Source organism: Nonomuraea sp. NPDC049607, assembly GCF_040675375.1.
GTDB lineage: Bacteria > Actinomycetota > Actinomycetes > Streptosporangiales > Streptosporangiaceae > Nonomuraea.
Map to the genome: position 1 here is coordinate 14,145 of NZ_JBFAOV010000059.1, position 22,507 is coordinate 36,651.

At 64.5% G+C, this 22,507-nt stretch carries 21 protein-coding genes and 1 pseudogene; 14 read left to right on the forward strand and 8 right to left on the reverse strand.

What is annotated here, in order from left to right:
- The first annotated feature begins 16 nt into the window (after window positions 1-16).
- From AB0J97_RS48705 to AB0J97_RS48720, 4 genes are read left to right on the forward strand one after another with little or no spacing between them, the layout of a single operon-like run.
- Window positions 17-1,627, forward strand: coding sequence for a class I SAM-dependent DNA methyltransferase (locus tag AB0J97_RS48705; protein WP_364103397.1), 1,611 nt, complete (start codon window positions 17-19; stop codon window positions 1,625-1,627).
- Entirely contained in the window at window positions 1,620-2,117 is a 498-nt protein-coding gene (gene rhuM / locus AB0J97_RS48710; RefSeq protein WP_364103400.1) for a RhuM family protein, read from the forward strand. The genes AB0J97_RS48705 and rhuM overlap by 8 nt, the downstream gene beginning before the upstream one ends.
- Window positions 2,118-3,311, forward strand: a complete 1,194-nt coding sequence (locus tag AB0J97_RS48715) for a restriction endonuclease subunit S (RefSeq protein ID WP_364103403.1) — start codon at window positions 2,118-2,120, stop codon at window positions 3,309-3,311.
- Window positions 3,308-6,529, forward strand: a complete 3,222-nt coding sequence (locus tag AB0J97_RS48720) for a type I restriction endonuclease subunit R (protein ID WP_364103406.1) — start codon at window positions 3,308-3,310, stop codon at window positions 6,527-6,529. Before AB0J97_RS48715 ends, AB0J97_RS48720 begins: the two co-directional genes overlap by 4 nt.
- A 132-nt stretch (window positions 6,530-6,661) precedes the next feature.
- Here AB0J97_RS48720 and AB0J97_RS48725 read toward each other — a convergent pair whose 3' ends face one another.
- The gene (locus AB0J97_RS48725; RefSeq protein WP_364103409.1) at window positions 6,662-7,141 is read right to left on the reverse strand and encodes a hypothetical protein; all 480 of its coding nucleotides are present in this window, start codon (window positions 7,139-7,141) and stop codon (window positions 6,662-6,664) included.
- A 24-nt stretch (window positions 7,142-7,165) separates the two neighbouring features.
- Window positions 7,166-7,603: a hypothetical protein gene (locus tag AB0J97_RS48730; RefSeq protein ID WP_364103412.1), complete on the reverse strand. Its 438-nt coding sequence runs from the start codon at window positions 7,601-7,603 to the stop codon at window positions 7,166-7,168.
- 28 nt (window positions 7,604-7,631) lie between these two features.
- Between AB0J97_RS48730 and AB0J97_RS48735 the strand changes: the two genes are divergently transcribed.
- Window positions 7,632-8,636 carry an integrase core domain-containing protein gene (locus AB0J97_RS48735; protein WP_364103415.1) on the forward strand — a complete coding sequence of 335 codons (1,005 nt, stop codon included), beginning with the start codon at window positions 7,632-7,634 and terminating at the stop codon, window positions 8,634-8,636.
- Between the two features lie 1,071 nt (window positions 8,637-9,707).
- Here AB0J97_RS48735 and AB0J97_RS48740 read toward each other — a convergent pair.
- Window positions 9,708-9,923 carry a hypothetical protein gene (locus tag AB0J97_RS48740; protein ID WP_364103418.1) on the reverse strand — a complete coding sequence of 72 codons (216 nt, stop codon included), beginning with the start codon at window positions 9,921-9,923 and terminating at the stop codon, window positions 9,708-9,710.
- A 158-nt stretch (window positions 9,924-10,081) separates the two neighbouring features.
- On the opposite strand from AB0J97_RS48740, the gene AB0J97_RS48745 reads away from it, so the two are divergent.
- The 5 genes from AB0J97_RS48745 (at window position 10,082) to AB0J97_RS48765 (ending at window position 12,937) form a co-directional block, all read left to right on the forward strand.
- The gene (locus AB0J97_RS48745) at window positions 10,082-10,240 is read left to right on the forward strand and encodes a hypothetical protein (protein ID WP_364103421.1); all 159 of its coding nucleotides are present in this window, start codon (window positions 10,082-10,084) and stop codon (window positions 10,238-10,240) included.
- Window positions 10,216-10,572 carry a hypothetical protein gene (locus AB0J97_RS48750; protein WP_364103424.1) on the forward strand — a complete coding sequence of 119 codons (357 nt, stop codon included), beginning with the start codon at window positions 10,216-10,218 and terminating at the stop codon, window positions 10,570-10,572. The genes AB0J97_RS48745 and AB0J97_RS48750 overlap by 25 nt, the downstream gene beginning before the upstream one ends.
- Before the next feature lie 14 nt (window positions 10,573-10,586).
- Window positions 10,587-10,727: a hypothetical protein gene (locus tag AB0J97_RS48755; RefSeq protein WP_364103427.1), complete on the forward strand. Its 141-nt coding sequence runs from the start codon at window positions 10,587-10,589 to the stop codon at window positions 10,725-10,727.
- Between the two features lie 502 nt (window positions 10,728-11,229).
- Window positions 11,230-11,445 carry a hypothetical protein gene (locus tag AB0J97_RS48760; protein ID WP_364103430.1) on the forward strand — a complete coding sequence of 72 codons (216 nt, stop codon included), beginning with the start codon at window positions 11,230-11,232 and terminating at the stop codon, window positions 11,443-11,445.
- A 496-nt stretch (window positions 11,446-11,941) separates the two neighbouring features.
- On the forward strand, window positions 11,942-12,937 hold the full coding sequence (locus AB0J97_RS48765) for a hypothetical protein (RefSeq protein ID WP_364103432.1): 996 nt from the start codon (window positions 11,942-11,944) through the stop codon (window positions 12,935-12,937).
- An 86-nt stretch (window positions 12,938-13,023) separates the two neighbouring features.
- On the opposite strand, the gene AB0J97_RS48770 is transcribed toward AB0J97_RS48765, so the two are convergent.
- Window positions 13,024-13,638, reverse strand: coding sequence for a transposase (locus AB0J97_RS48770; RefSeq protein WP_364103435.1), 615 nt, complete (start codon window positions 13,636-13,638; stop codon window positions 13,024-13,026).
- A complete protein-coding gene (locus AB0J97_RS48775; protein ID WP_364103437.1) occupies window positions 13,548-14,087 on the reverse strand; it encodes a winged helix-turn-helix domain-containing protein in 540 nt (179 codons plus the stop codon). Before AB0J97_RS48775 ends, AB0J97_RS48770 begins: the two co-directional genes overlap by 91 nt.
- Window positions 14,088-14,486: 399 nt before the next feature.
- Here AB0J97_RS48775 and AB0J97_RS48780 point away from each other — a divergent pair, with 399 nt between their 5' ends.
- Together AB0J97_RS48780 and AB0J97_RS48785 are read left to right on the forward strand one after the other, a co-directional pair.
- Window positions 14,487-15,071, forward strand: coding sequence for a hypothetical protein (locus AB0J97_RS48780; RefSeq protein WP_364103440.1), 585 nt, complete (start codon window positions 14,487-14,489; stop codon window positions 15,069-15,071).
- Entirely contained in the window at window positions 15,071-15,754 is a 684-nt protein-coding gene (locus AB0J97_RS48785; protein ID WP_364103443.1) for a hypothetical protein, read from the forward strand. Before AB0J97_RS48780 ends, AB0J97_RS48785 begins: the two co-directional genes overlap by 1 nt.
- A gap of 71 nt (window positions 15,755-15,825) precedes the next feature.
- On the opposite strand, the gene AB0J97_RS48790 is transcribed toward AB0J97_RS48785, so the two are convergent.
- On the reverse strand, window positions 15,826-15,990 hold the full coding sequence (locus AB0J97_RS48790; protein WP_364103446.1) for a hypothetical protein: 165 nt from the start codon (window positions 15,988-15,990) through the stop codon (window positions 15,826-15,828).
- Between the two features lie 392 nt (window positions 15,991-16,382).
- Between AB0J97_RS48790 and AB0J97_RS48795 the strand changes: the two genes are divergently transcribed.
- Window positions 16,383-17,243, forward strand: coding sequence for a hypothetical protein (locus AB0J97_RS48795; protein WP_364103449.1), 861 nt, complete (start codon window positions 16,383-16,385; stop codon window positions 17,241-17,243).
- 539 nt (window positions 17,244-17,782) lie between these two features.
- Here AB0J97_RS48795 and AB0J97_RS48800 read toward each other — a convergent pair.
- On the reverse strand, window positions 17,783-20,401 hold the full coding sequence (locus tag AB0J97_RS48800; protein ID WP_364103452.1) for a hypothetical protein: 2,619 nt from the start codon (window positions 20,399-20,401) through the stop codon (window positions 17,783-17,785).
- Between the two features lie 7 nt (window positions 20,402-20,408).
- Window positions 20,409-21,881 (reverse strand): hypothetical protein, encoded by a 1,473-nt coding sequence (locus tag AB0J97_RS48805; protein WP_364103455.1) that lies wholly within the window; start codon window positions 21,879-21,881, stop codon window positions 20,409-20,411.
- Between the two features lie 245 nt (window positions 21,882-22,126).
- On the opposite strand from AB0J97_RS48805, the pseudogene AB0J97_RS48810 reads away from it, so the two are divergent.
- Window positions 22,127-22,414 (forward strand): annotated as a pseudogene (locus AB0J97_RS48810) (NUDIX domain-containing protein); the annotation flags it as partial.
- Between the last annotated feature and the right edge of the window lie 93 nt (window positions 22,415-22,507).

Sequence of the window (22,507 nt, forward strand, 5' to 3'; positions counted from 1 at the left end):
AGGAGACGACCTTCCCATGCCCCCTGCCAAGCGCGCCGACCAGGCGGAGCTGTTCACCGCATCCTCGGCCAAGGAGATCCGCGACCTACTGTGGAAGGCTGCCGACAAGCTGCGTGGCTCCCTGGACGCCGCGCAGTACAAGGAGTTCGTCCTTGAGTTGATCTTCCTCAAGTATGTCTCGGACGCTTTCGACGAGCGGCGTACGGCTCTGGCCAAGGAGTTGGCTGACGAGGGCATGCCCGAGGAGCGGCAGGCGGAGTTCCTTGAGGACAAGGACGAATACACCGGGCACAACGTCTTCTGGGTGCCCGAGGAGGCCCGCTGGTCGTGGATCTCGGGCAAGGCCAAGACGCAGAGCGTGGGCGAGCTGCTCAACAACGCGCTGGACGCCATCATGCGCGAGAACGCCGCACTGACCGGCACCCTCTCCAAGATCTTCAACGAGGACCGGGTCGATCAGAAGATCGTCGGGGGGCTAGTCGACCTCATCAACAACGCCAAGTTCTCCGGGTACGGCGACCGCCGAGCTCAGGATGTGCTGGGCGAGGTCTACGAGTACTTCCTGGGCAACTTCGCCAGGGCCGAGGGTAAGAAAGCTGGCGAGTTCTACACCCCTAGCAGTGTGGTCAGGCTATTGGTGGAGATTCTGGAGCCGTACGAGGGCCGGGTCTACGACCCATGCTGCGGCTCGGGCGGCATGTTCGTCCAGGCAGGCAAGTTTATTGAGGCGCACGCGGGTCAGAAGTCGAATATCTCGGTCCTCGGGCAGGAGAACAACGAGCGGACCTGGCGGCTGGCCAAGATGAACCTGGCCATCCATGGTATTGACGGCAACCTTGGGCCGCGCTGGGGCAACACATTTGACGACGACAAGCACCCCGACCTCAAGGCCGACTTCGTCATGGCCAACCCACCCTTCAATCAAAAGGAGTGGTCACGCAATATCGAGGACCCTCGCTGGAAGTATGGCGTGCCTCCGGCGAACAACGCCAACTACGCCTGGCTCCAGCACATGATCAGCAAACTGGGCGAGCGAGGCACGGCCGGGATCGTCCTGGCCAACGGGTCGATGAGCTCGCAGCAGAGCGGCGAGGGCGAGATCCGCAAGCAGCTGATCGAACATGACCTGGTGGCCTGCATGGTCGCGCTGCCGCCGCAACTCTTCCGCACGACGCAGATTCCGGCCTGCCTTTGGTTCCTGACCCGCGACAAGACCCCGCAGGGCGGTCGGCGGCTGATCGACCGGCGCGGTGAGATCCTCTTCATCGACGCCCGGAGCATGGGCACTATGATCGACCGGACCGAGCGGGTCCTGGCCGAGGACGATCTACTCAAGATCGGCGGCACTTATCACGCGTGGAGGGGTACGCCTTCCGCCCGGTCGGCCGGGCTGGAGTACGCGGACGAGCCAGGCTTCTGCTTCTCAGCCGACCTGGAGACCGTGCGGTCGCACAACTACGCACTCACGCCTGGCCGGTATGTGGGGGCAGTCGAGGCCGAGGAGGAGGACGCCGACGTCCTGGCCGAAAAGATCGCTGGGTTGAAGAAGGAACTGTTCCAACTCTTCGACAAGTCAGACGAGCTAACTCGGACCGTTCGAGAGCAGTTGGAAAGACTCGGTGGCTGAGCCCTCCGGAGCACTAACCCTCTACGGGACCGAGGACGAGCGCTCCCAAATAACCGATCCGGTTAAGCCCAACATGGGCCTCAGCTTCAAGGGCTCCCGTGTCCGCAAGGCCGACGTCACAGTCGCCAAGAGCTACCTGAGCTCGGATGAGGTCGCCATGCTCAACAGCCTGACCACCCAGTTCCTCCACTTCGCCGAGCGACGGGCGCGTCGGCGCCAGCAGATCACGATCATCGAGCGGGCGAGGACTACTTTCCAGTTCATTCGAGTCAACGATATGCAGCGCCTGCCCGGAGCCGGACGGGGCTCTCACAGTGAAGCCGAGGCCACCTATCACGCCCGCTATGAGGACGTTGATACCCAACACCAGGCGATGGAAGCCGTCAGAGCCGATGACGCAGCGGCCCGCGAAATACCTAACTACTCGCTGCTGAAGGCCAGCCCAACACTTCGGAAGAGCTCGAGTTCGCGACTCAAGAGGAGATCCTAAATGCACGACTGGCTGCAGCGCCGCCTAACTGATGTATGTACCAGGATCACGGTTGGCCATGTGGGATCCATGGCGTCGCAGTATGTATCCGTCGGAGTTCCATTCCTGCGTTCACAGAACATCAAGCGTGGATGGATCGACTTCTCTTCAGTCGTCTATATCGATCAAGAGTTCCATGAGCGGCTGGTGAAATCACAGCTAAACTCCGGCGATTTGGTAATCGTCCGAACCGGCGAACCCGGTACAGCAGCTGTAGTTCCAGAAGGAGTCGGACCACTTAACTGTTCGGATCTCGTGATCGCAACGCCAGGACCAGAGGTTGATGCACGGTTCCTGTGCTATGCGATCAACGAGACAGCTCAGTCGTTCGTGCGGGCTCACACCGTTGGTGCTGTACAGCAGCACTTCAATGTGAAGTCTGCGAAGGAGCTAACACTCTACGTTCCCCCATTGTCGGAGCAGATAGCGATTGTTGACGTACTAGGGGCGCTGGACGACAAGATAGCCGTCAACGAGCGCATTGCCGTCGGATCTCGGAGTCTTGGGCTGAAGCTACTGACTCATGCACTCGCCCTCGATGGCGTCCACGAAATCTCTGTCGGTTCGCTGACCAGCGTCATCACGCGGGGCGTTGCTCCCAAGTATTCCGACGCACCCAACGATCTAATCGTGCTCAATCAGAAGTGTATTCGTGATGGCCGCGTTAATCTGGAACCCTCCCGGATCACTATTCGCGACAAGGTAAAGACTCCGAAGCTCTTGGAATCAAACGACGTTCTGGTGAACTCTACCGGGGTTGGAACGCTAGGCCGGGTCGCTCGCTGGACGCGCCAGATCGAAGCAACCGTAGACTCACATGTCTCAATCGTCCGCTTCGACGCAACCAAAGTCGATCCGGTTTGTGCTGGTCTAGCGATGCTCAGAGCTCAACCGGAGATTGAAGGGCTGGGAGAAGGTAGCACAGGTCAGACCGAACTCAGCCGAAGCAAACTCGGCAGCCTCGAAATCTCCCTGCCCACTCCGGAACAGCAACGCAGACTCCGTCCCCAGCTTGACTCCCTGGAGGAGCGTGCAGACTACGCGCTCAGGGAATCGCTCACCCTGGCGGAGCTACGTGACGCCCTGCTCCCTCAACTCATGTCCGGCCATCTCCGGGTTCGGGATGCCGAGAAGATTGTCGAGGATATGACATGACCCCTCCTCGCCCCTCAACACCCAAATTCCGCCCCCTCGAAGCTGACTGGGAGAGCCTCGCCCACGACGAACTGGCCGAACTCTCCTGGGAGCCCGCCCACGGCAACGAGTTCGCCCCCGGTTCGGGTAACCGCAAGTCCTGGGACGACCTCATCCTCTATCCGGACCTGCGTGAGGCGATCGAGCGCCTCAATCCCGCCCTCCCTCCGGATGCGGTCCGGGACGCCATGGATCACGCCACCCGCGTGCACTCCAAGGACACCTACGAGGAGAACTGCACGGCGCACAAGAACCTGATTGAGGGCATCCGAAGCGTCACCTACACCGATCAGTTCGGTGCGAGTCATAACCCGACCGTCCGTCTGATTGACTTCACCATCCCGAACAACAACACCTACCGCGCCCACCGTCAGGTAACGGTGATCCGAGGCGAGAACAACCGCCGGTTCGACCTAGTCCTCTACGTCAACGGCCTGCCGCTTGCCGTGCTGGAACTCAAGAGGGGCGGCGACGAAAACTCCACTTTAGAAGACGCCCACGCCCAGATCGGGTGGTATGTGGCGGAGTTCCCCACAGCCTTCCGCTACAACGCGGTCGTGCTCCTGTCGGACGGAATAACCGCCAAATACGGCACCCCCTTCACCCCCTTCGAACACTACGCACCGTGGAACCTGGATGAAGAGGGTAAGCGCGTCGAGTCCTACCTCGAACCGGCCCAGAAGCTCGCCCTCCACGGCCTCTTCAATCAGGCCCGATTTCTCCACATCGTGCAGCGTTTCATCAACTTCGTACCCTCGAAGCGGATGAAGCGTGTCGCCAAACCGCACCAGTTCTTCGCGGTCACCCGCGCCGCACAAGCCGTACGGGAAGCCGCGGAGACTGATGGCCGCGCCGGCGTCGTATGGCACACCCAGGGGTCGGGCAAGTCCGAGGAGATGGCGCTAACCAGCAACCTGATCATGCGTGATCCGCTGCTGCTCAACCCGACGATCATCGTCATCACTGACCGGAACGACCTCGACGACCAGCTCTACTCCACCTTCCTGGAAAGCGAGATCCTTCCAGAGGAACCCCAGCAGATCCTCTCCCGTGCCGAGTTGCGTGAGGAGCTCATCACCAAGCGCACCGGCGGCATCCTCTTCACCACCCTGCAGAAGTTCGGCAGGACCAAAGAGGAAAAGGAGTCCGGCACCGACCACCCGTTGCTGTCGGAGCGCCGCAACATCATCGTCGTCGTGGATGAGGCACACCGCAGCCACTATGACGCATTGGATGGTTACGCCCGGCACCTGCGGGCCGCACTCCCGCACGCCACCATGCTCGCCTTCACCGGCACCCCGATCTCGGAAGCGGACCGCAATACCCGCAATGTCTTCGGCGACTACATCGACGTCTACAACCTGAAGCGAGCCGCTGACGACGGCGCGACAGTCAAGGTCTACCACGAGAGTCGCGTCGTCGAGCTGGTCCTGGACGGCAAGACCAACCCGGAGACGATCGATGAGGAGGCCAACCGGATCACCGATGGCCTGGACGAGACGGAGCGGCAGCGCATCGAGCAGCACGTCGCCACTATGAACGCGATGTACGGTGCGCCTGCCCGCATCCGTGACCTGGTCGCCGATCTAGTGGCGCACTGGGAGGTGCGGCACGAGCGGATGCAGCCGTTCGTCGGCGCCTCGGAGACCGGCTCGCCCGGCAAGGCGATGATCGTCTGTGCAACCCGGGACATCTGTGTTCGCGTTTACGACGAGCTCCGGAGACTCCGCCCCGAGTGGCACGATGACGACCCGGCCAGGGGCGTGATGAAGATCGTGTTCTCCTCGGACTCCAGGAAGGACCCCGAGGAGCTACGTGCCCACGCCCTGCGCGACTCACAGCGCAAGGCCGTCATCAACCGAGCTAAGAACCCCGACGACGAGTTGCAGCTACTCATCGTCAACAACATGCTACTGACCGGCTTCGACGCCCCGCCGATCCATACCATGTACCTGGACCGGCCGCTCAAGGGCGCCGGCCTGATGCAGGCCCTGGCGCGGGTCAACCGCCGCTTCCGGGGCAAGGAGGACGGCCTGCTGGTCGGCTACGCCCCGCTGACCGAGAAACTGCAAGCGGCGATCGCCGAATACTCCGCAGCCGACCAGAAGGACCAGACACTCGGTCAGGACCTGGACCGTGCGTTGGACGAGCTGCGCAACGAGTACGACATCATCGACGGCATCCTGCGCGACGGCCCCAAGTGGCGGGAACTGCTTGCCGTATCGAGTAAGACCGCCTTCATCGACGCGGCGCTCGCTGTCGCGGAATACCTGCTGAGGTCCAAGAAGGTCGAAGACGTCAAGCAGACCCCTTGGTACCGCTTCCGCGAACATGCCCACCGGCTGGAGCGCTTCTTCGCGCTCACCGCCAATGCGGCCAACCTCGCCGAGCGGTTCCCGCTCAACCCGTACTGGCGGCGCGACATCCAGTTCTTCGTCGAAGTCCGCGCTTATATGGCCAAACTGGACGCCATGGACCGCGAAGCCCGCGGCCTGCCCGTGGCCCGGGACGTGGAGCTCTACCTCGCCCAGTTGACCTCCGCCGTGGTGGAGACAAAGGGCGTGACCGACCTGTTCGCCGAAGCCGGCCTGGAGACGGCCGACCTTACGCACCTCAACGACGCGCTGGTTGCCAAACTCGCACAGAGCGAGACCCCGCACCTGGCCGCCGAGGCGCTGCGCCGCCTGATCGAGAAGAAGATGCGGGAGGTCACCAAGCACAACATCGTGCGTAGGACCACCTTCTCCGAGCGGCTCCAGGAGCTGATGTATCGGTACATGCGCGAGCAGCTCACCAGCGCGGAGATCATCGCCAAGCTGGTGGAGCTGGCCAGGGAGATCGCCAATGACCACCGACGCGGCGAGCAGTTCGATCCAAAGCTCGATTGGCGCGAACTCGCCTTCTATGACGCGGTGGCCGATCACGGCACGGCCCGCGACGTGATGGGTGACGAGGTGCTCGCCAACATCGCACGAGATCTTGTCGTCCAGGTGCAGGCCAACCTCAAAAAGGACTGGATCGCACGGGAACCAGTCCGAGCCCGCCTCCGCGCCACGATCAAGCGTCTCCTGGCCCGCTACAACTACCCGCCCGACCAGGAAGCGAAGGCCATTGACCTGGTCATCCGACAAGTGGAGCACTTCGCCGATATCTGGTCCAGGGACGGCAAGGCTATGTGACCCTGCCTGGGCAGAGGTGAAGCCGCCGCCGTCATGCCTCAGCTAATTAGCCTTGTCCCGTTGCTGGCCAGCATACGGCTACTCCGCACCGTCCCCGAGCTGCTGTCATACTGGCTACACCACCTGGTGAGCCTATTCTCTCGCGGCGCCCTCGGGCCAGATGACGGTCACGGGGAGGCCGCGTTGCCGGGCCTCGGTCACGACCTCGGCGGTCCCGCCCGAACCGGTGCCAGGCCGTCCGTCCCAAACGGCCACCAGCTCACCGACAGATGACAGGACGGCCTCGTTGGCAGCCTCGTACGCCTGCCGAGAGGCGTGGTCAAAGTCCATGACCCGAACGGTCTTCGCCGCCTCCATGAGCCGGTCGAACTGTTCGGCGTGATCCGGCTTCACCTTGATCTGCCGGTAGTCCCGCGATGGCAGCACCACCTCCAGCGATCCGCCGGCTGCGAGCACCTCGTCGGCAAACAGGCTGTCCGCTCCGCGAGCGATGCAGGAAACGCCCACGAGTTCACCGGTGAACGAGGCAAGGTGCGCGCGAAGCGCATCGGAGACGAGGCGGGCCGCTGCCGGGGTCAGGTTCATGTGGCCGGTCACGCCGATACGCATCATCGAGTCCTTCCTAGGCGCCGGTTCCTAGCGTGCCAGCGTTTCGCGGATGTGCTGCTGAAGGGGAGCCATGACGGGATCTTTCCGGGTCTCGATCTCAAGATAGAACTCACGGAGCTGCACTCTGACCCTGTCGGACTGGACTTGCCCCGCGGTTGCGGCTGCGGTGCTGCCCACGGACACGGCCTCGTCGAGGTCACCACTGAGGAGGTGGGCGTACGCGAGCCCCACCTGATCTAGCGCAAGGCTGCGCATGCTGGAACGTTGCCGGAGCGCCACCGCTCGCCGGATGTGGTCGAGGGCTTCGCCTGCGAATCGGCCGTCGTGGTGGGCCAATTCCAGGTATCGCCCGCCGGTCACTCCGGCCAGCTCGGCGGCGTCGAAGTACGCAATCCAGTCGGGGTCGGCGTCGCCGGAACCGATCTCGCTGAAGGCCTGTGCGGTGCCATAACTCGTCCATGGCATCTGACCTGGCCTTCTATGCTCAGCGCTCGTGTTCCTACGCCTCCTGTATCTACTGATGGTCCGGTTGTTCGGCTGGCTGACGCTCCTCACGCGGGGCGACACCTCCAAGGAGGTGGAGATCCTGGTGCTGCGTCATGAGGTCGCCGTGCTGCGTCGTCAGGCGCTGCCCACGCGGCTTCGGCTCCATCGGATCGTGACGCCGGGCACTTTGCTGTCCTGGCACCGTCGGCTGGTCAATCAACGCTGGACTTACCGGAACCCAGTCGGGCGTCCGCCGGTCCCGGATGAGCTGCGGGATCTGGTGGTCCGGTTGGCCAGAGAGAATCCCCGATGGGGGCACCGGCGGATCCGGGGTGAACTGCTCGGCCTCGGCCATCGCGTCGGGCAAGGCACCATCCGCCGGATCCTTGCCGCGGCCGGCCTGGGCCCAGCGCCACGGCGGGCGTCACCGACCTGGCGGCAGTTCCTGACCTCCCAAGCCGCCGGTATCTTGGCGTGCGACTTCGTGCACGTCGACACTGTCTTCCTCAAGCGCCTATACGTCTTGTTCGTCATGGAGATCGAGACACGCCGCGTGCACCTGCTGGGCGTCACCTCCCATTCAACGGGCGCATGGACCACCCAGCAAGCCCGGAACCTGCTGATGGACCTGGGTGAACGCGCCGGCGCCTTCAGGTTTCTCATCCGGGACCGTGACGGCAAGTTCTCCCGCTCGTTCGATGAGGTGTTCGCCACCGCCGGCGTGCGGGTCATCAAGACACCCGTCCGGTCACCACGAGCAAACGCGTTCGCCGAGCGGTTCGTGGGAACGCTACGCCGTGAATGCCTCGATCACCTGCTCATCCATGGCGAGCGGCACCTGCGTACAGTTCTGGCCGAGTACGAACACCATTTCAACCATCATCGCCCGCATCAGGGGCGTTCACTCCTCCCGCCGTTGCACGACCCCAGCAAGGCCATCGACATGGCCTCTAGGATCCACCGTCGAACGACCGTCACAGGCCTGATCAACGAGTACAGCAGAGCCGCGTAATCGCCCTGCAAACGCCCCAGCTCAGCAACAGTATCCGCGTTTTGGCACCGCACACGGTGTGCTCACCCTGCTTGGCCGCGTGAGCCGGCCCTGACCGCCAGGGGGCGCACCGGCCGCGATCAGACCATCCACGAGCGGTGACCTCCTCCCCTGCGTGGCAGAACGAGCCCGAGCATCAGCGGCCGCAGATCCGGATGGAGGCCATCGTGTTCGGGCAAGGCCGGGCGTACAGGCCCGCTCACGACCAGGTCATCCAGGAGACAGTACTGCCCGAGGCGGCGCTGCGGCCGGTCATCGAGGTGGCCGCGCCGCCGCGGCTGGTGAGCCTGCCCCGGCGCACGCGCACGTTCGTCGGGCGCAGCGATGAGCTGGCCGTGGGGGGCGAGGTGGAGACAGGGCGAAGATCTCAGAACGGTAACGGTCTTGGCGATGCAAGACCGGCACACTGTGTGGCCTGCAGTTTTGTGCGTGTCGGCTATTACGGGAGCCATCCGCCTCCCCGCATTGGGACAAGGGGCGCGATTACCCCTGTCCACTCGACCGGCAAGGGTCCGCCGATCGGGGTTTCGGATGGCGATTTTCCGTACCAGCTCCGTCCGCCGCAGGACAATTCCGGCGTTCATCGCGCTGGCCCGAGAGGAGAGCCATTGTCATTGCAGGTGGGCTGGTAGGGGTAGCCGGGCACGTAGGCGGTCCAGTTCTCTGGCGTGAGGGCTTGGCCTGCTCGGTGGCAGATGGCGGCCGCTGCAGCCGCCGGAGTGAGGTCGAAGCACTGATAGGGAATGTGATCGCCCGCGACGTAGACGACTTGTCGTGCAGACTCATGGCCATGACAAGGCCGCCGCCAGTGATGATGGTTGCGCCCATAGGTTGCCGGGTTTCGGTGTCCCACAGCTGAATCGCGCCGTTGGCCATCCCGACGGCCAGCACACGCGCATCCGGGGAGAAGGCCAGAGCGATGGCGGCCGCGGCCGCGGCCGTGGTCGTGGACGTGAGAGTGCCGAGGTAGCGTCGCACGCTGCCGTCCCAAAGGGCGGTCTGCCCGCTCCCCTTGCCGACGGCGAGGAAGCGTCAGTCAGGGCTGAAAGCCAGCGCGTCGGACACACCGATGCTCCCCGCGCGGCGGATCGGCACTCCTGGGGCGAGATCGGCGACGTGCCCTTGCGAGCTGACCAGCAGCCGCTCGGTGGGATCGATGGCGAGGTGGCCGCTGATGAAGGACACGGTCGCGGAGATGTTGCCTTTGGTCGGCGCGCTGTCGCCTGCCACCGTGGTGCGTGGATCCACGCCACCTTGCGGACCGCGCTGAACGCCGCGGTCCGCGCCCGGCTGATCCCGGTCAACCCGGCTAACGGAGCCGAACTCCCCACCCCCGACGACCGCATCCAGTCATCTGGACCGTCGGGCGGACGGCCCGGTGGCAGCAAGCGGGAGAGCGCCCGGCGGTGGCTGTGCGGACCGCACAACAGCTCGCCACCTTCCTGACCGGCATCGCGCAGGACCACCTGTACGCCGCCTGGTGGCTGGCCGCGCTGCGCGGCCTGCGCCGCGGTGAGCTGGCGGGCTGCGCTGGACGGACGTGGACCTGCAAGGTGCCGAGCTGACGGTGGCGCAGCAGCGCGTGCACGCCGACGGCCAGGTCGTGGTCGGCCCGCCGAAGAGCGCCGCCAGCTGCCGGGAGGTGGCCCTGGACACGGAGACCGTACGGGTGCTGACCCGGCACCGCGAGCACCAAGAGAAACGGAACGCGACGGCGGACACACGCTGGCAGGACTCGGGATACGTGTTCACCACCGCCGACGGCGAGCCGCTGCGACCGGACTACCTCACCGGCCGGTTCCGCCGGCTGGTGGCCGCCTCCGCGCTGCCGCCGATCCGGCTGCACGACCTACGACACGGCGCCGCCACCCTGGCGCTGGCCGACGCACCGACCTGAAGGTGGTACAGGCCATGCTGGGGCACGCCAGCATCGTGCTGACCGACGACACCTACGTCTCGGTGCTACCGGAGGTGGCCCACGAAGCCGCCCGGGAGACGGCCCGGCTGGTACTGAACGCCGCGTCCGCGCTCGGGCGGGGGCGCGGCGACTGACTCAGCTCTGCCCCACATTTGCCCCACGCCGCCGTCGAGCGCGACCACGGCGTGGTGTTCCCACTGGTGGAGAAGCGCGCCCTGCAGGATTCGAACCTGCGACCGTCGGATTAGAAGGCGACGGACGCCCCTTCCCAGGTAGAGAGTGGTGCGCGGCCTCCGCCAACGCATTCCTGCGCACGTATTTGGCACGAATGAGTCATAGACACTCAGGGATAGACGCCGGCCAGCCTCGAAGGATCCCTACTCGTTGCCTTGACCCCATCCCCAAGTGGGATGCATAGGGCGCTAGATCTCGACCTGGAATCAGTTCGTGTCTCACCTCATGTCGCCGAGTTTCTTGATTTTCCTGTCCAGATCGCTGAGGACACGAGGCAACCTCTCTGCCGCATAGCCAAGCGCTGTAGCCGACTTTCTGAGATCTTGCGAGGAGAACACCTCGGCCGCAAATGCCAAAGATCTAGCTGTTCGTGCGTCTGTTCCTCCTGGAGTCTCTTGCAACATGGCGATGATGCGGGGTGACCTGGCGCAGATCCTCAAGAGAGTCGGCAGTAAGCGTGCCTGTCCGCTCAAGCTGATCAGCGATCTTCTCAAGTCGGTTGATTGGAGCTTGGAAATACTCGCAGAGGAGCTCACCCAGCCGTTCCTCACTCATAGGAACAAGCCTGGCAAGGGCTGGCGCATGCTCGCCCTCATGGTCGCTCTTCCACTTCAGTAGTACGTCGGGTGGATACAGTTCCTCGCCATACTCGAGGTCGTCGATCTCCGCATGGTGAGCGAGACATACGAGAATCAGATTCTTGAACGCATCCCGCTCCCGCCGTTCAGCGTCGCTCCTACACTCCCGATATCGGTTGGCCCGGGGCTTGACTCCATAGATATGGGCGATTTGGGCGTTCTTCTTGAAGACTCCTGGCCGCACCTCGTATAGGACGGGAAAGGAGCACCCAGGTGCATAGCATTGGCCGTTACTCAGCGTCCAAAGCGCAGCTTGGACGGATGCCGGGATTTCTCGGCGCTTGTTGGTGTTGCCTCGTTGTTGTTGCGTCACTGCGTGAAGGTACAACGAAGACGCCAAGCCCGCCAAGCCTACTGCAGCGCCAGGAACCCGTTACGGTTCGGCGTAACACGCTCTTGGAATCCGGGTTTTGCAAGCGGCAGCGCCCGCCTCGCACAGGGTTGCTGTCCTGCTCGGCACTGTGCATCCTTGAGGGGTGCGACTACTCCTGGATACGAACGTATGGAGTCGGCTAGCCGACTGGAACCTAGAAGAAGTCTTCTATCGCTACATCAAGTCGAGTGGCGTCGATGTTGTGATCGCTCCAGCCACGCTGCTGGAACTCCTCAAAACGCCACATAAAGCCAGCCGCCTCAAGAAGATCAAACTAGTTTGCCGGTCGCGATGGGTCCGGCTTCCCACCGAGGCCAAATCAGAAGCCGACGAGGTAGTCGCAGAGATCACCCGACTCCATCCAGAGTGGCTCCGCACATCCAAGGATTTAGCTAGGCAAGCAAGGCTCCAAAATCTGTGGGGATACATCAAATGGCAAGAAGCTCGATCTGATGAGGACTACTTAATTGCCGAAGCAAGGTCGAACTATCAGAACGAGAAAGAGTGGATGGTCCGTGCACAGAAAGAGCAACAGAAAGCCTGGCGAAGCGACGGTTACCTGAGATATCCCAACGAGATCGCGAAAGCAATTAGCCAACTTCCAACCTTTACGCCTGACCCCAAACACGAGAGGCTCATGATTTCCCAGGGATGGCGCCAGGGTGAGCCGATAGAGATTTGGCGCACGCAAGCTCACATGATTCTAATGTCAGTCTTGTTCGATAATCCGCCGCACACCTATTTCGACTGGATAGGAATATACGTAGACATCAGTGCATTGCAAAACAATCACCGCGCGTTCGGCGAAATGCTGTTGCATGAGGTAGAGGCAGCAAGAATGAGGCGAAACTGGCTGCGCTGGGCAGTGGACTTTGCACAGCATGCAATGAAAGTCGGACAGGGCAATCCCATGGATGGCCAGCTATCCAGCTACCTATATGACGCCAACCTGTTCATCACAAGAGACAAGCGATTTAGTGACATCCTAAACGAAGTTAGACAGGTTTCGCCCTGCAATTTTGCTACGACGATATATTCGCATGCAGACGAGAAGGGGCTTATCGATGAGATTAAGGCATGCATCACATCGGCCCGATAGGCGCACGACAGCTTGGAATCGCCGCAGCCAGTAAGCCATCGTTATCGGACTGCAGGCTTGCTATCGAGGTTGAAAGCGTGAAGTCGTCAGGGCGGGTGGGGGACGAGTCCGGTGCCGGCCAGGCAGCCGTCGAGAACGTCGTGGCGGTACTGGAGTCGGCGTAGGCCTTGGCGGACGGCGGTGATCAGGTCGTGCGGGTCGGTGAAGGCGCGATTGGCCAGGGTGGTGCGTCGTAGCACCGACCAGATGCCTTCCACCGGGTTGAGGTCGGGGGCGTAGGTAGGAAGCTGGTAGACGGTGAGCCAGTCTCGCTCGGCGATGTAGCGGCGCATCCCGGCGGTCAGGTGGGTGTTGAGGTTGTCCCAGACCAGTACGATCGGGCTGCCGAGCTGGTGATGGGCAGCCTGGATCAGGTCGCGGTAGTCGGTCCAGGCGAAGCTCTTGCGCCCGTCGGGGCGGGCGTCGGGACACGGCCGGTAGATGAGGCGGGACGGCTGCCCGGGTTTATAGCAGGCCAGGGCGGCCACCGATAGTCGGCGCCGGGAGCGGCCGCGTACTCGCACGACAGGGGTAGCCCCACGCCGGGCCCAGGTCCGGGTGACCGGCGGCGTCATCGAGAAACCGGCCTCGTCTTCGAAGACGATCCAGGCCCCGAGCGCCGCCGCGGTTGTTCCACCTGCGGCCAGATCTTTCTCACCCATCCGGCCACCGCGGCCTCGTTGCGCTCGACCGACCGGCGGGCCGGCATCTGACACGACCAACCGTGCCGCTTGAGCAGAGCGGCAACCCCCTGGATGGTGTAGCTCTTGTGGAACCGGCGGCCGATCAACGTTTTGATCCGCTGCAGGGTCCAGGTCTGGTCCGGCCAGCCGTGCGCTACCGGCCCCTTGTCCAGTTCGGTCTCCAACACCGTGAACAGCTCATCGCTCAGCAGCGGCAGCGAGGCCGGTCCCTTGGACATCAGCGCCCGTTCACCGCCCTGTGACCAGGCCTTATGCCACCGCTGCACCGAGCGGACACTCACCCGCAGATCACGGGCGATGACCGCGTTGTCCTCCCCGGCTACGAATCGCCCGGCCGCCTGAATCCGCAACCCTTCGCGGAAAGCTCGCCGCTCGGCGGTCAGCCCGCCACCCTGCGCGTATCGCATGACGATGGCGTACCTCGGCGATCATCACCCGTCAGCTATCTGCGACACCACACTTTTAAGGTCAGTAATCGTTGACGGCGTCGACAGCATGGACAGGGGCAGCAGACGGCCTGAAGGGTGTCAATACTCTGTTCACGGTCGTAAGCTGCGGGTTTGTCTCGGCTACCTAGCCGAAGCAGTGGCCTGGGGCAGGCATGCTCGAGGCTCGTGACGCTCCGTCTCTTCTATCTGATCTTCTGCCGCATCGAAGCTCGGTGTAGACGAGCGACGAGGACGCGGCCTCTCCTCCCCTTCGCTCTCGGAGCATGAGCACCCTCTCGGGACGAGTTCACCACCTCAAATGCCCGTCATACTGGATCAAGCCCCAATCCGCATCCACGGGCCCTCAACACTTCGGCAATGGTTGGTGCCCTCCATCTCAAGATCGCCATGTTGGACAGAACGGGATCACGAGTGACTCCAGACGAACTCGAACAGCAACTCCGCACGTTGCTGGCGGAAGCAGGACTCAGTTGGGTTCTCCAGCAGGTTGACGACGCCGTCGCTGAGGGCAACTCCGAGGAGGTTCGCCTGAAGGCGCAGCGGGCGCGGCCTCGCGGCAGGTACGGTGACGAAGAGGCGATCTTCATCCACGATGAAGTCGTCTACGAACGAGTGTCGATCCCGTCCCACCGCGAGCCTGACGGCGCGAGGATCCACATTACAACGCGCCCGTACACCACCGCTGAACGAGTACAACTGCTGATAGCCGCCCTACGCCGTCTGCTCATTGACCTTCCACGCGTCCAACAGGAGCAGGTCAAGCTCCTCTCTCTCCATCAGGGAGACGCACCACGGGTGGAAGGCATCCAGTTCCTTCGCGATGAAGGTACGAGCCGAGCCTCAACCGAGATCACAATCCTTCCGCAGTCCTCTGACAGCATGGTCTCCGAAGACACACTGCTCGTGCTATTGACGGCCATTGAAGCCAAGGTTCGGGAGTAATGACATCTACTGACGATCTGCTGCGGGAGCTCCAGTCGTATCTGCACGGTGTGACAACGTCCTACCGGTCCTCATCAGATCCGAATGACGTCTACGAGGGGTACATCTTCGCCTTGGTCGTTACTGAAGCGCTCGCGAGAGGAGGCCTGGTTCACTACGAAGACGTCCACGGAAACAAGACCTCCCGGCTCGTCTTCCGCACCACCCCGGGGCGCATCTATTCCAGAGCTCATCCATACACGCATGCAGTAATCCAGTTCGGAACCGCCCGACCGCTGGAGGCACACGTGGGGGTTCAGGTCCAGGGCACCTCTGGAGTGCTCCACGAGTGCGATGTTCTGGTTCTCACCGCTGACGAGGCGGAACTGAGTCGCTCTGCCGGTGTCGCACCCAAAACGAAGGGGTGCGTGCTAGCGATCGAATGCAAGTTTTATACCTCCTCACTGAAGCTTGATCTTGCTCGTAGCTTTCAAGGGCTAGGAGCGGATCTAGGGGAGAGGGGCCGACCGACCTTCGTCTCTAACGGCTCGTCAACGACTATAAAGAGATATCTCAGTCACAAGAAGAGAGACTGGGAGCACGACGTTCTTCCCGGAAACACCCAGGTCGATGGCCTACGCTCGAAGATTCGCGAGGCCTTCAAGGTGTATCTGAGCCGAGCGGATCCGACCTTCTCGATCTGAGCGTCAGAGCCTTGGCGCGCTTGGCCATCCAGCGCGATCGGTCGGCGGGACGGCCTTGTCCTTGGTGCTGATCACGTCCCAGGCGGGATCTTCTTCCAGGCCGGGTCGCCCGAGATGCCGGCGTAGGCGGTCAGGGCGAACGGCGCTGGGCGGCCTGCCATACGGCGCACAGTGGCGCTGGGCAGGTCGGCCGTGGACACCATGCCGACGCTCGCGGGCTTGATGTAGAAGTCCACGCCCTTGCCCGCGACGTCGGTGTAAGGACGATGGTCCAGCGTGGCTGGACCGAGCAGGATTGCGCATGCCGAAAATTACGTCCGCCCAGGTCATACCCCCTGCTGGTGCTACGTGTGGCATGCACGAGTTCCGGCGAGCAGGAGAGGAAGGCGGGTGCGGCATGATGACCGGCCGTAAGCAGGCCCCCAAAGATCGGAGACCATACCCCTCGTAACTGTGCCTCCGACTAAAAATGACCAGAGCGGCTATCTCCGTTGGATCGAGATCCTCAAGCAACTCTGCACCTGCGATAATCACATCCGTCCAGGTCATGGCCATCTGGAGGCTTCGCGTCGCGGCACGAGCTCCAACCACCTGGACAGGGCGAACGCATACGGCATGATGATCGGCCGTGCTCCTTCGTCTGGCCTATCTCACCGTCACGAACACGTTCGCCGCGCTGCAGCTGCTACCCATGAGCGATCGAGACAAGGACATCGAGATCCTCGCCCTACGCCACCAGATCACCGTCCTCGACCGCCAACCCGGCGCCGACACCAAACTCAGATTCGCTCCCGAGGACCGAGCCGTCCTTACCGCTCTCCTGACCTCGCTCCCCCGCGAGGTCCTGCGTCGGGTGCGGCTGCGCATCCAACCGGACACCGTCTTGCGCCGGCATCGCGATCTGACGAAACGGCGTCATGCCCGCACCCGTCGGCCGAAGCGGCCTGGCCGCCCACCCACCGTCCAGTCCATCCGTGCCCTCATCCTGCGCCTGGTTCGGGAGAACCCCGGCTGGCGCCATCGGCGGGTCCACGGTGAGCTCACCACCCTCGGTATCAAGGTCGCGCCGTCCACAGTGTGGGAGATCCTCAAGCAGGCAGGACTTGATCCGGCGCCCGAGCGGGCGGCCCCCACGTGGGCCGACTTCCTGCGCTCGCAAGCCGACGCCCTGCCAGCCTGTGATTTCATCGAAACCATCACCTTGAACGGGCAGCGCCAGTACATCCTGGCCGTCATCGAGCACACCACCAGACGGATCCGCGTGCTCGGCACCACCGCTCACCCGAGCGCCAACTGGGTCATCAAAGCGATCAAGAATCTGGTGATGGATCTGAACGACACGGGCTGCCAGGCTCGCTTCCTGATCCGAGATCGGGATGGGAAGTTCCCGGCCCTCATGAACGAGGTCCTCGCCGAAGGCGGCATCACGACGGTGCTCACTGGTGTTCGGATGGCGCGGATGAACTCGATCATGGAGCGGTGGGTGTAGTCGTGCCGGCACGAGCTTCTCGACCGCTGCCTGATCTGGAACGAACGCCACCTTCGGCATGCCCTGCGCGAGTACGAACTCTTCTACAACCAGCACCGGGCCCATCAAGCCCTGAACCAAGCAGCACCGCTGCGCGCCGCCCCGATCCAATCCCAAATCCCGAGCGAATCATCGACCTGAATGTACGCCGACGAGACCGGCTCGGCGGCGTTCTCCACGAATACTCACAAGCGGCTTGACCTGCGTGGATGGAATATTCGGCAGGTGCACTCTCGGCAGCACCCCGGACGACTCCGCAGCAGGCGTGGAGCAGGCGCGCCCGCGACACCCATCGTGGCGGGTCGACCAGCGCCCGGCCAGGAACCGGTCGGCCCACCCCCAGCCCGCGTCACCGGCCACCGAGGCGATGATCGAGGTGTAGCAGACCCAGGAGGTATGAGTCGTCGGGGCCGTTCCACTTGTCGCTGAAGCGCTGGTACGCCTCGCCGATGTTCCCGGTCTCCCATTGGGGCAGGCCCCACGTCATTGCCGCAGGGCGCTCAGCCCGACCGATGAGGGCAATCGAGAGGGGGGCGGGGATCGGGAGGCAGGCCCAGGTCCGCCAGCACGGCGAGTGCCTCGGGAAAAGGCCTCAGGAGCGGGCCGTGCGGCACCGTCGGGGCGCCGTCGAAGCTGCGCTGGGCGGCTAGGCTGCGTGGATCACGGAGACCGGTGAGCCGGTAGTGACGCCATAGAATGCGTGGCCCGGCCTCGACGGTGAAGAGATCCGGCCGACGCCAGACGACGAGTGCCCAGCTACCGCCGGATGAGGTGGCCCAGGCGCCGACGAGGCCGGATGCCTGGGCGGCTGCCACAGCTTGGAGGGCGACGAGCCGTGCGTTGCCGAAGGTCCCGGTGACGTGCAGCAGGCGTTCTCCATGCCGGTGCACGTCGCGCCCCTGCTCCGCCAGCGTGCGCACAGCGTCGTCGTGAGGGTCGGCCTGGACGATCTCGGCGGCGAGGTTCAGCACCGCCTCCGGGCTCAACGCCGCGCCGAACGCCTCCCGCAGCAGTTCGCAATACTGCTCGACGTACTCGGGCTCGGCGGCGGGAAGGAGGTGATCCACGACAGCGGCGGATCGGGTGAAGGCAACCGTGTTGGCGGTGCTGACGTGGCGGGGCGCGTGGGCGCGGAGCACTGCGAGGCCGACCGCTGCCAGGCTGCCCACCTGTGGTTCCACCTCGGCGGGTGGCGTGCCGGCACCCAGTTCGCGTACGGAGTCCGCCAGGAGGCCGAGCCAGGCATGGTCGTCGCGGTCCCAGGCGCCCGCCGCGGCAGTCCAGAGCAGGAGCCTGGTGACGAGCATCCGCTCCGGCAGCTCCAGTTTCGGCGCGGCCTGGACCAGGCGATCGGCCCACCGCTGGTAGCGATGGCGTACCGCAGCGCCAGCGCTGCGCAGGTCGGGAGGTGGCGTGACGACGGCCGGCGGGTCGGCCACGGTCTCGGGGTCGTCGTTGTCGAGTCCGGCGGCTGCGTCGTCCGCGAACTGCTCGTCCCAGGACACCGGCAGCAACTCCTCGTAGGCCGTTTCTTGCTCGGCCGGGAGAGCAGGCAGTCCGAGAGCGAAGCGCAGCAGCGGCGTTCCGAGACGTCCAGCGCATTCGTCGAGGTAGGTGGCCCACCCGCCGCCGGATCGATCGGATACGACCTCGGCACGCTCGGTCTCGGCCGACGCCGCAGCCGGGAGCGCGGCGGCCGAAGCGGGAGGCCGGGTCAGCGTGGTGGCGAGTGTGCTGAGGTCAGCGAGGAACTTACTGGCCAGTTGCTCGTTGGCGAACAGCTGGTCAGGAGTTGTCGTCGGCGCGGGGCTACCGCTGAGCCCGTACCGGTTCTGCGCGCGGAGAGGGTCGACGACGAAGACGACGTTGCTGAGACGTGCCTGGCCGTCCAGGACGGTGATGAGGCGAAGTCGGCTGCCGCCGTCGGCGGGCTGGGTCAGCAGGACCTCGGCGACGTCGGCGGGCACCTCGCCGACGCGTTCCCACGTCTCGGGCGGGGCCGCGGCGGCGGACAGCTCCAGGTATCCGCTGGTGCGGAGCGTGCGCGCGAACATGACGTGCAGGCCCTGCTCGACCCGGGTGGCGCCGAGCAGGAGCGGGCCCTTCCGCTCTGTGCGCGGGCGGATCGAGAACTTCAGGGGACGTAGATCGCCGGTGGGCAGGGGCGCGCCTTTGGGAATGCGGGAGGCATGGATCGGCGCGATGAGGCCGAGTTCGCAGTTGCCGCCGTTCTCCAGCGACGTGGACAGCGCAGCGGCTGACAGGTTGGGACTGCCGGTGAGCGCGTACCGGCGGCCCTCGGCGACCCATTCGATGAGCTTGCCGTGCCGGTAGCGGGGTTCATCATCGAGACGGACGTCGGCGTCGAGTTCGGTGACGAGATCGGCGAGCGCTTGGCCGTCGACCTCGGTGAAGCCGGGCTGGATGCTGACGATCAGCCGCCGCGGCCGCATTCGCTCGACCAAACGGCGCAGGGTCACGGCACCGGGATCATGGAACGGCGCGCACACTGCGAGCTCGTCGACCGGTCCTGCGGGGAGTTGTTCCATGATGGGCTGTTCGCTGGACGACACCAGCCGGAGATGGGGATGGACAACCTCGGCCCGCTCGCGCAGCGCCGCGAGGCCGGTGGCGGTCCGGCGCAGCGCCTCCGGCACGCCTCTGGAGAACCGGACCCGGTCCGGCAGCCCGGACAACCACGGGGCGAGCTCGCCGAACACGTCAGGGACGTGGTTCTGGTCTGCCCGCAGCACGGTCCACAACTCCACGTTGGCCTGCCAGCCGGCGAGCGTGGCGTTCCCGGAGCCGATGGCGACAGTGGCCCGCTGGGGGCCCACCAGCGCCATCAGCTTGGGGTGGAAGGCTCCGCCGCACACGGCCTGGCCGGGCAGGTAGGCGCGTCCGGCACGGCGTACGGCCCTCGGGTCGATCGTGCTCATCGTGGCGTCGCCGACCAGGCTTACCCGTGCCCCGCTCATTTGGGTGACACCCAGAGCGACCGTCTCGAAGAAGCCGAGGTCGGTGGTGAAGCTGAGGAACAGGGCCTCCTCGGCTTGCCGGTCTCCGTACCGTTCCTCCTCCATCAGGAGCGTCAGCGGAGAGGCGAGTTCCAGGTCCACCGGCGGCTCAGTCAAGCAGCACCTGCCCGGCGTCGGTCACGCGCCAGGTTCCGCCGGACAGTTCGAGCACTCCGGCGCCGGCCAGTACGGAGGTGAGCTGCGCCAGCCTCAGGCCTACGTCACCGCGCCCTTCCTGGCTGGTCCGGAAGAGCAACCCGTCGCGTTCATGGAGACGGGTGGGCAGCCACAAAGTGCCATCCGGCCGCCGGCGGGCCTTTGACAGCGCCACGCGTCTGGCGCGGGTCAACAGGTCGTGGGTGAGCCGCCGGGCGAAGTCACGCGAGGAGCCGGACCGCGACTCGGCCAGCCGCCATGCCATCCACTCGGGGCCGAGCTCGACGCCGCGTTGCCCGAGGAAGGCGTCGCGTACCCGGCCGGACAGTTCCTGCACCCGCCGGGCGTTGACGATGAGGACCGCCAGCTCGCTCACCGGGTCGGCCAAGCCGCTCGCCCGCAGTCGCTCCTCGGCCGGGGCGGGGGCACCGGTCTGGGTGACGGTGGCGGGCAGCCCGTCCATGAACGCGGCCAGGGTTCCGTCCGGCATGCTGTCGGCGAACCGCTCGGCCAGGTCGTCGGCGGGCATCAGGCCGTCGACCTGGGACACGAGCCACGACCAGAGGCGCCGCCAGGCGCTGACCGCGTAGTTGCGTAACATCACCCCTCGCCAGACCGGAGCCGTCTCCAAAGGGGCGGTGACGGGGTCGCTCGTCAGGAAGTCACCGTAGGCGATCAACGGTCTGATGTCGTTGGTGACGTCGCCGATCTCGTGAGTCCGCATCACCCGCGCGAGCAGCCGGATCGTGTTCCGTCTGCTGAGCCCGGCGGCTTCGGCGGGCTGCTCGCCGGGTAGGCATAGCAATCTGGCCAGCCACGTCCCGTCGGCAGCTCCGCCACCGGCGCATACGCACAGGTGCGGGTGGCTGCGCAGTTCGTCCACGGCCAGGCTCGGACGCGCCGCCAGTTCCAGGATGCCGTCGAGCCCTTCGGCTACTTGCTCGGCCGTGCAGGCCGGGCCGGGGGTCGGCATGCTCGCGGGCGCGAGGATGCCGAGGGAGACTTCCGATGCCGCGTACGGACTCCAGAAACCCCACATGTTACGTACGTAGCCCCCCTTCACCGGCTGGGCCGCCTCGGCCATGACGACCTCGCCGCCCTGCAGCCGGCCCGCGAGGGCATCGAGGCCGTGGGCCCGCGGCAGCCCGGTCATGCGGTGATCGTGTGCGTACGACACCGCCGCCATAGCCACCTCGCAACGACGCAATAGGTCCTGCGCCGCCTGAAGAGACAGGTCACGGCGTTCGGCTTCGATCGCGACCAGGGCGTGCAGGCTGTAGTAGCGGGCATGCGGCGTCACCGTCGTCACACCCGGCACCAGCAGGTCGGCCATCCGCATCACGTGCCGCTCGATCGACAGCGGATACTTGCCCGCGGCGACGTCGAGCCCGCGGGTGCTCCATGCAGGGCCCTGCGCCGTGTGCATCGAGGTCTCCCTGGATCTTCGACACTCTGAGACGCCGACACTATCGAGCATGTCCGCCGTATGACAGCAGATGGTGAGAAGACTGTCACTTAGAGAAGACGGTGCGGATGTGTGCCTGGCCGTCGATCGACTCGATGAGAGGGCGAGAATCACGCCGCCCTTGAGCGGCAATGCAAATCCAGCCTCCACCGCGAAACCGTGTTTTCGAGGAAGGCAATCGTGCACACTCGGTAAGGTCCTAAGCCATGGCCAAGCGGATCGACTACTACGACGACCCCGACGCTCCAGCGCCGAACAGCCTGGTCCCGTCCGTGAACGTCATCGTCACCAACACCGCCGGCGAGATCCTGATGATCCGCCGCAGCGACAACGGCAACTGGGCCGTCCCCGGCGGAGCCATCGATCTGGGTGAGTCCATCCCGCAGGCCGCCATCCGCGAGACCCTCGAAGAGACCGGGATCCTCAGCGAGATATCCGGCCTAGTCGGCACCTACAGCGACCCCCGCCACGTGATTCTCTACACCTCCAACGGGAGCCGTTCTTGAAACGGCTGGACTGAAGTTGACGGGATCCCGTCTGATCTTGATGATCGGGCGGGATCTTGTCGTTTCAGGGGTGCCCGATTC

What these genes read in the sequence shown, in the direction of transcription:
- AB0J97_RS48705 (WP_364103397.1), top strand. Translation starts at nt 17, where the DNA reads ATGCCCCCTGCCAAGCGCGCCGACCAGGCGGAGCTGTTCACCGCATCC.
- AB0J97_RS48715 (WP_364103403.1), top strand. Translation starts at nt 2,118, where the DNA reads ATGCACGACTGGCTGCAGCGCCGCCTAACTGATGTATGTACCAGGATC.
- AB0J97_RS48720 (WP_364103406.1), top strand. Translation starts at nt 3,308, where the DNA reads ATGACCCCTCCTCGCCCCTCAACACCCAAATTCCGCCCCCTCGAAGCT.
- AB0J97_RS48725 (WP_364103409.1), bottom strand. Translation starts at nt 7,141, where the DNA reads ATGATGCGTATCGGCGTGACCGGCCACATGAACCTGACCCCGGCAGCG.
- AB0J97_RS48730 (WP_364103412.1), bottom strand. Translation starts at nt 7,603, where the DNA reads ATGCCATGGACGAGTTATGGCACCGCACAGGCCTTCAGCGAGATCGGT.
- AB0J97_RS48755 (WP_364103427.1), top strand. Translation starts at nt 10,587, where the DNA reads ATGCTGGGGCACGCCAGCATCGTGCTGACCGACGACACCTACGTCTCG.
- AB0J97_RS48760 (WP_364103430.1), top strand. Translation starts at nt 11,230, where the DNA reads ATGGCGATGATGCGGGGTGACCTGGCGCAGATCCTCAAGAGAGTCGGC.
- AB0J97_RS48770 (WP_364103435.1), bottom strand. Translation starts at nt 13,638, where the DNA reads ATGGGTGAGAAAGATCTGGCCGCAGGTGGAACAACCGCGGCGGCGCTC.
- AB0J97_RS48775 (WP_364103437.1), bottom strand. Translation starts at nt 14,087, where the DNA reads ATGCGATACGCGCAGGGTGGCGGGCTGACCGCCGAGCGGCGAGCTTTC.
- AB0J97_RS48780 (WP_364103440.1), top strand. Translation starts at nt 14,487, where the DNA reads ATGGTTGGTGCCCTCCATCTCAAGATCGCCATGTTGGACAGAACGGGA.
- AB0J97_RS48785 (WP_364103443.1), top strand. Translation starts at nt 15,071, where the DNA reads ATGACATCTACTGACGATCTGCTGCGGGAGCTCCAGTCGTATCTGCAC.
- AB0J97_RS48805 (WP_364103455.1), bottom strand. Translation starts at nt 21,881, where the DNA reads ATGCACACGGCGCAGGGCCCTGCATGGAGCACCCGCGGGCTCGACGTC.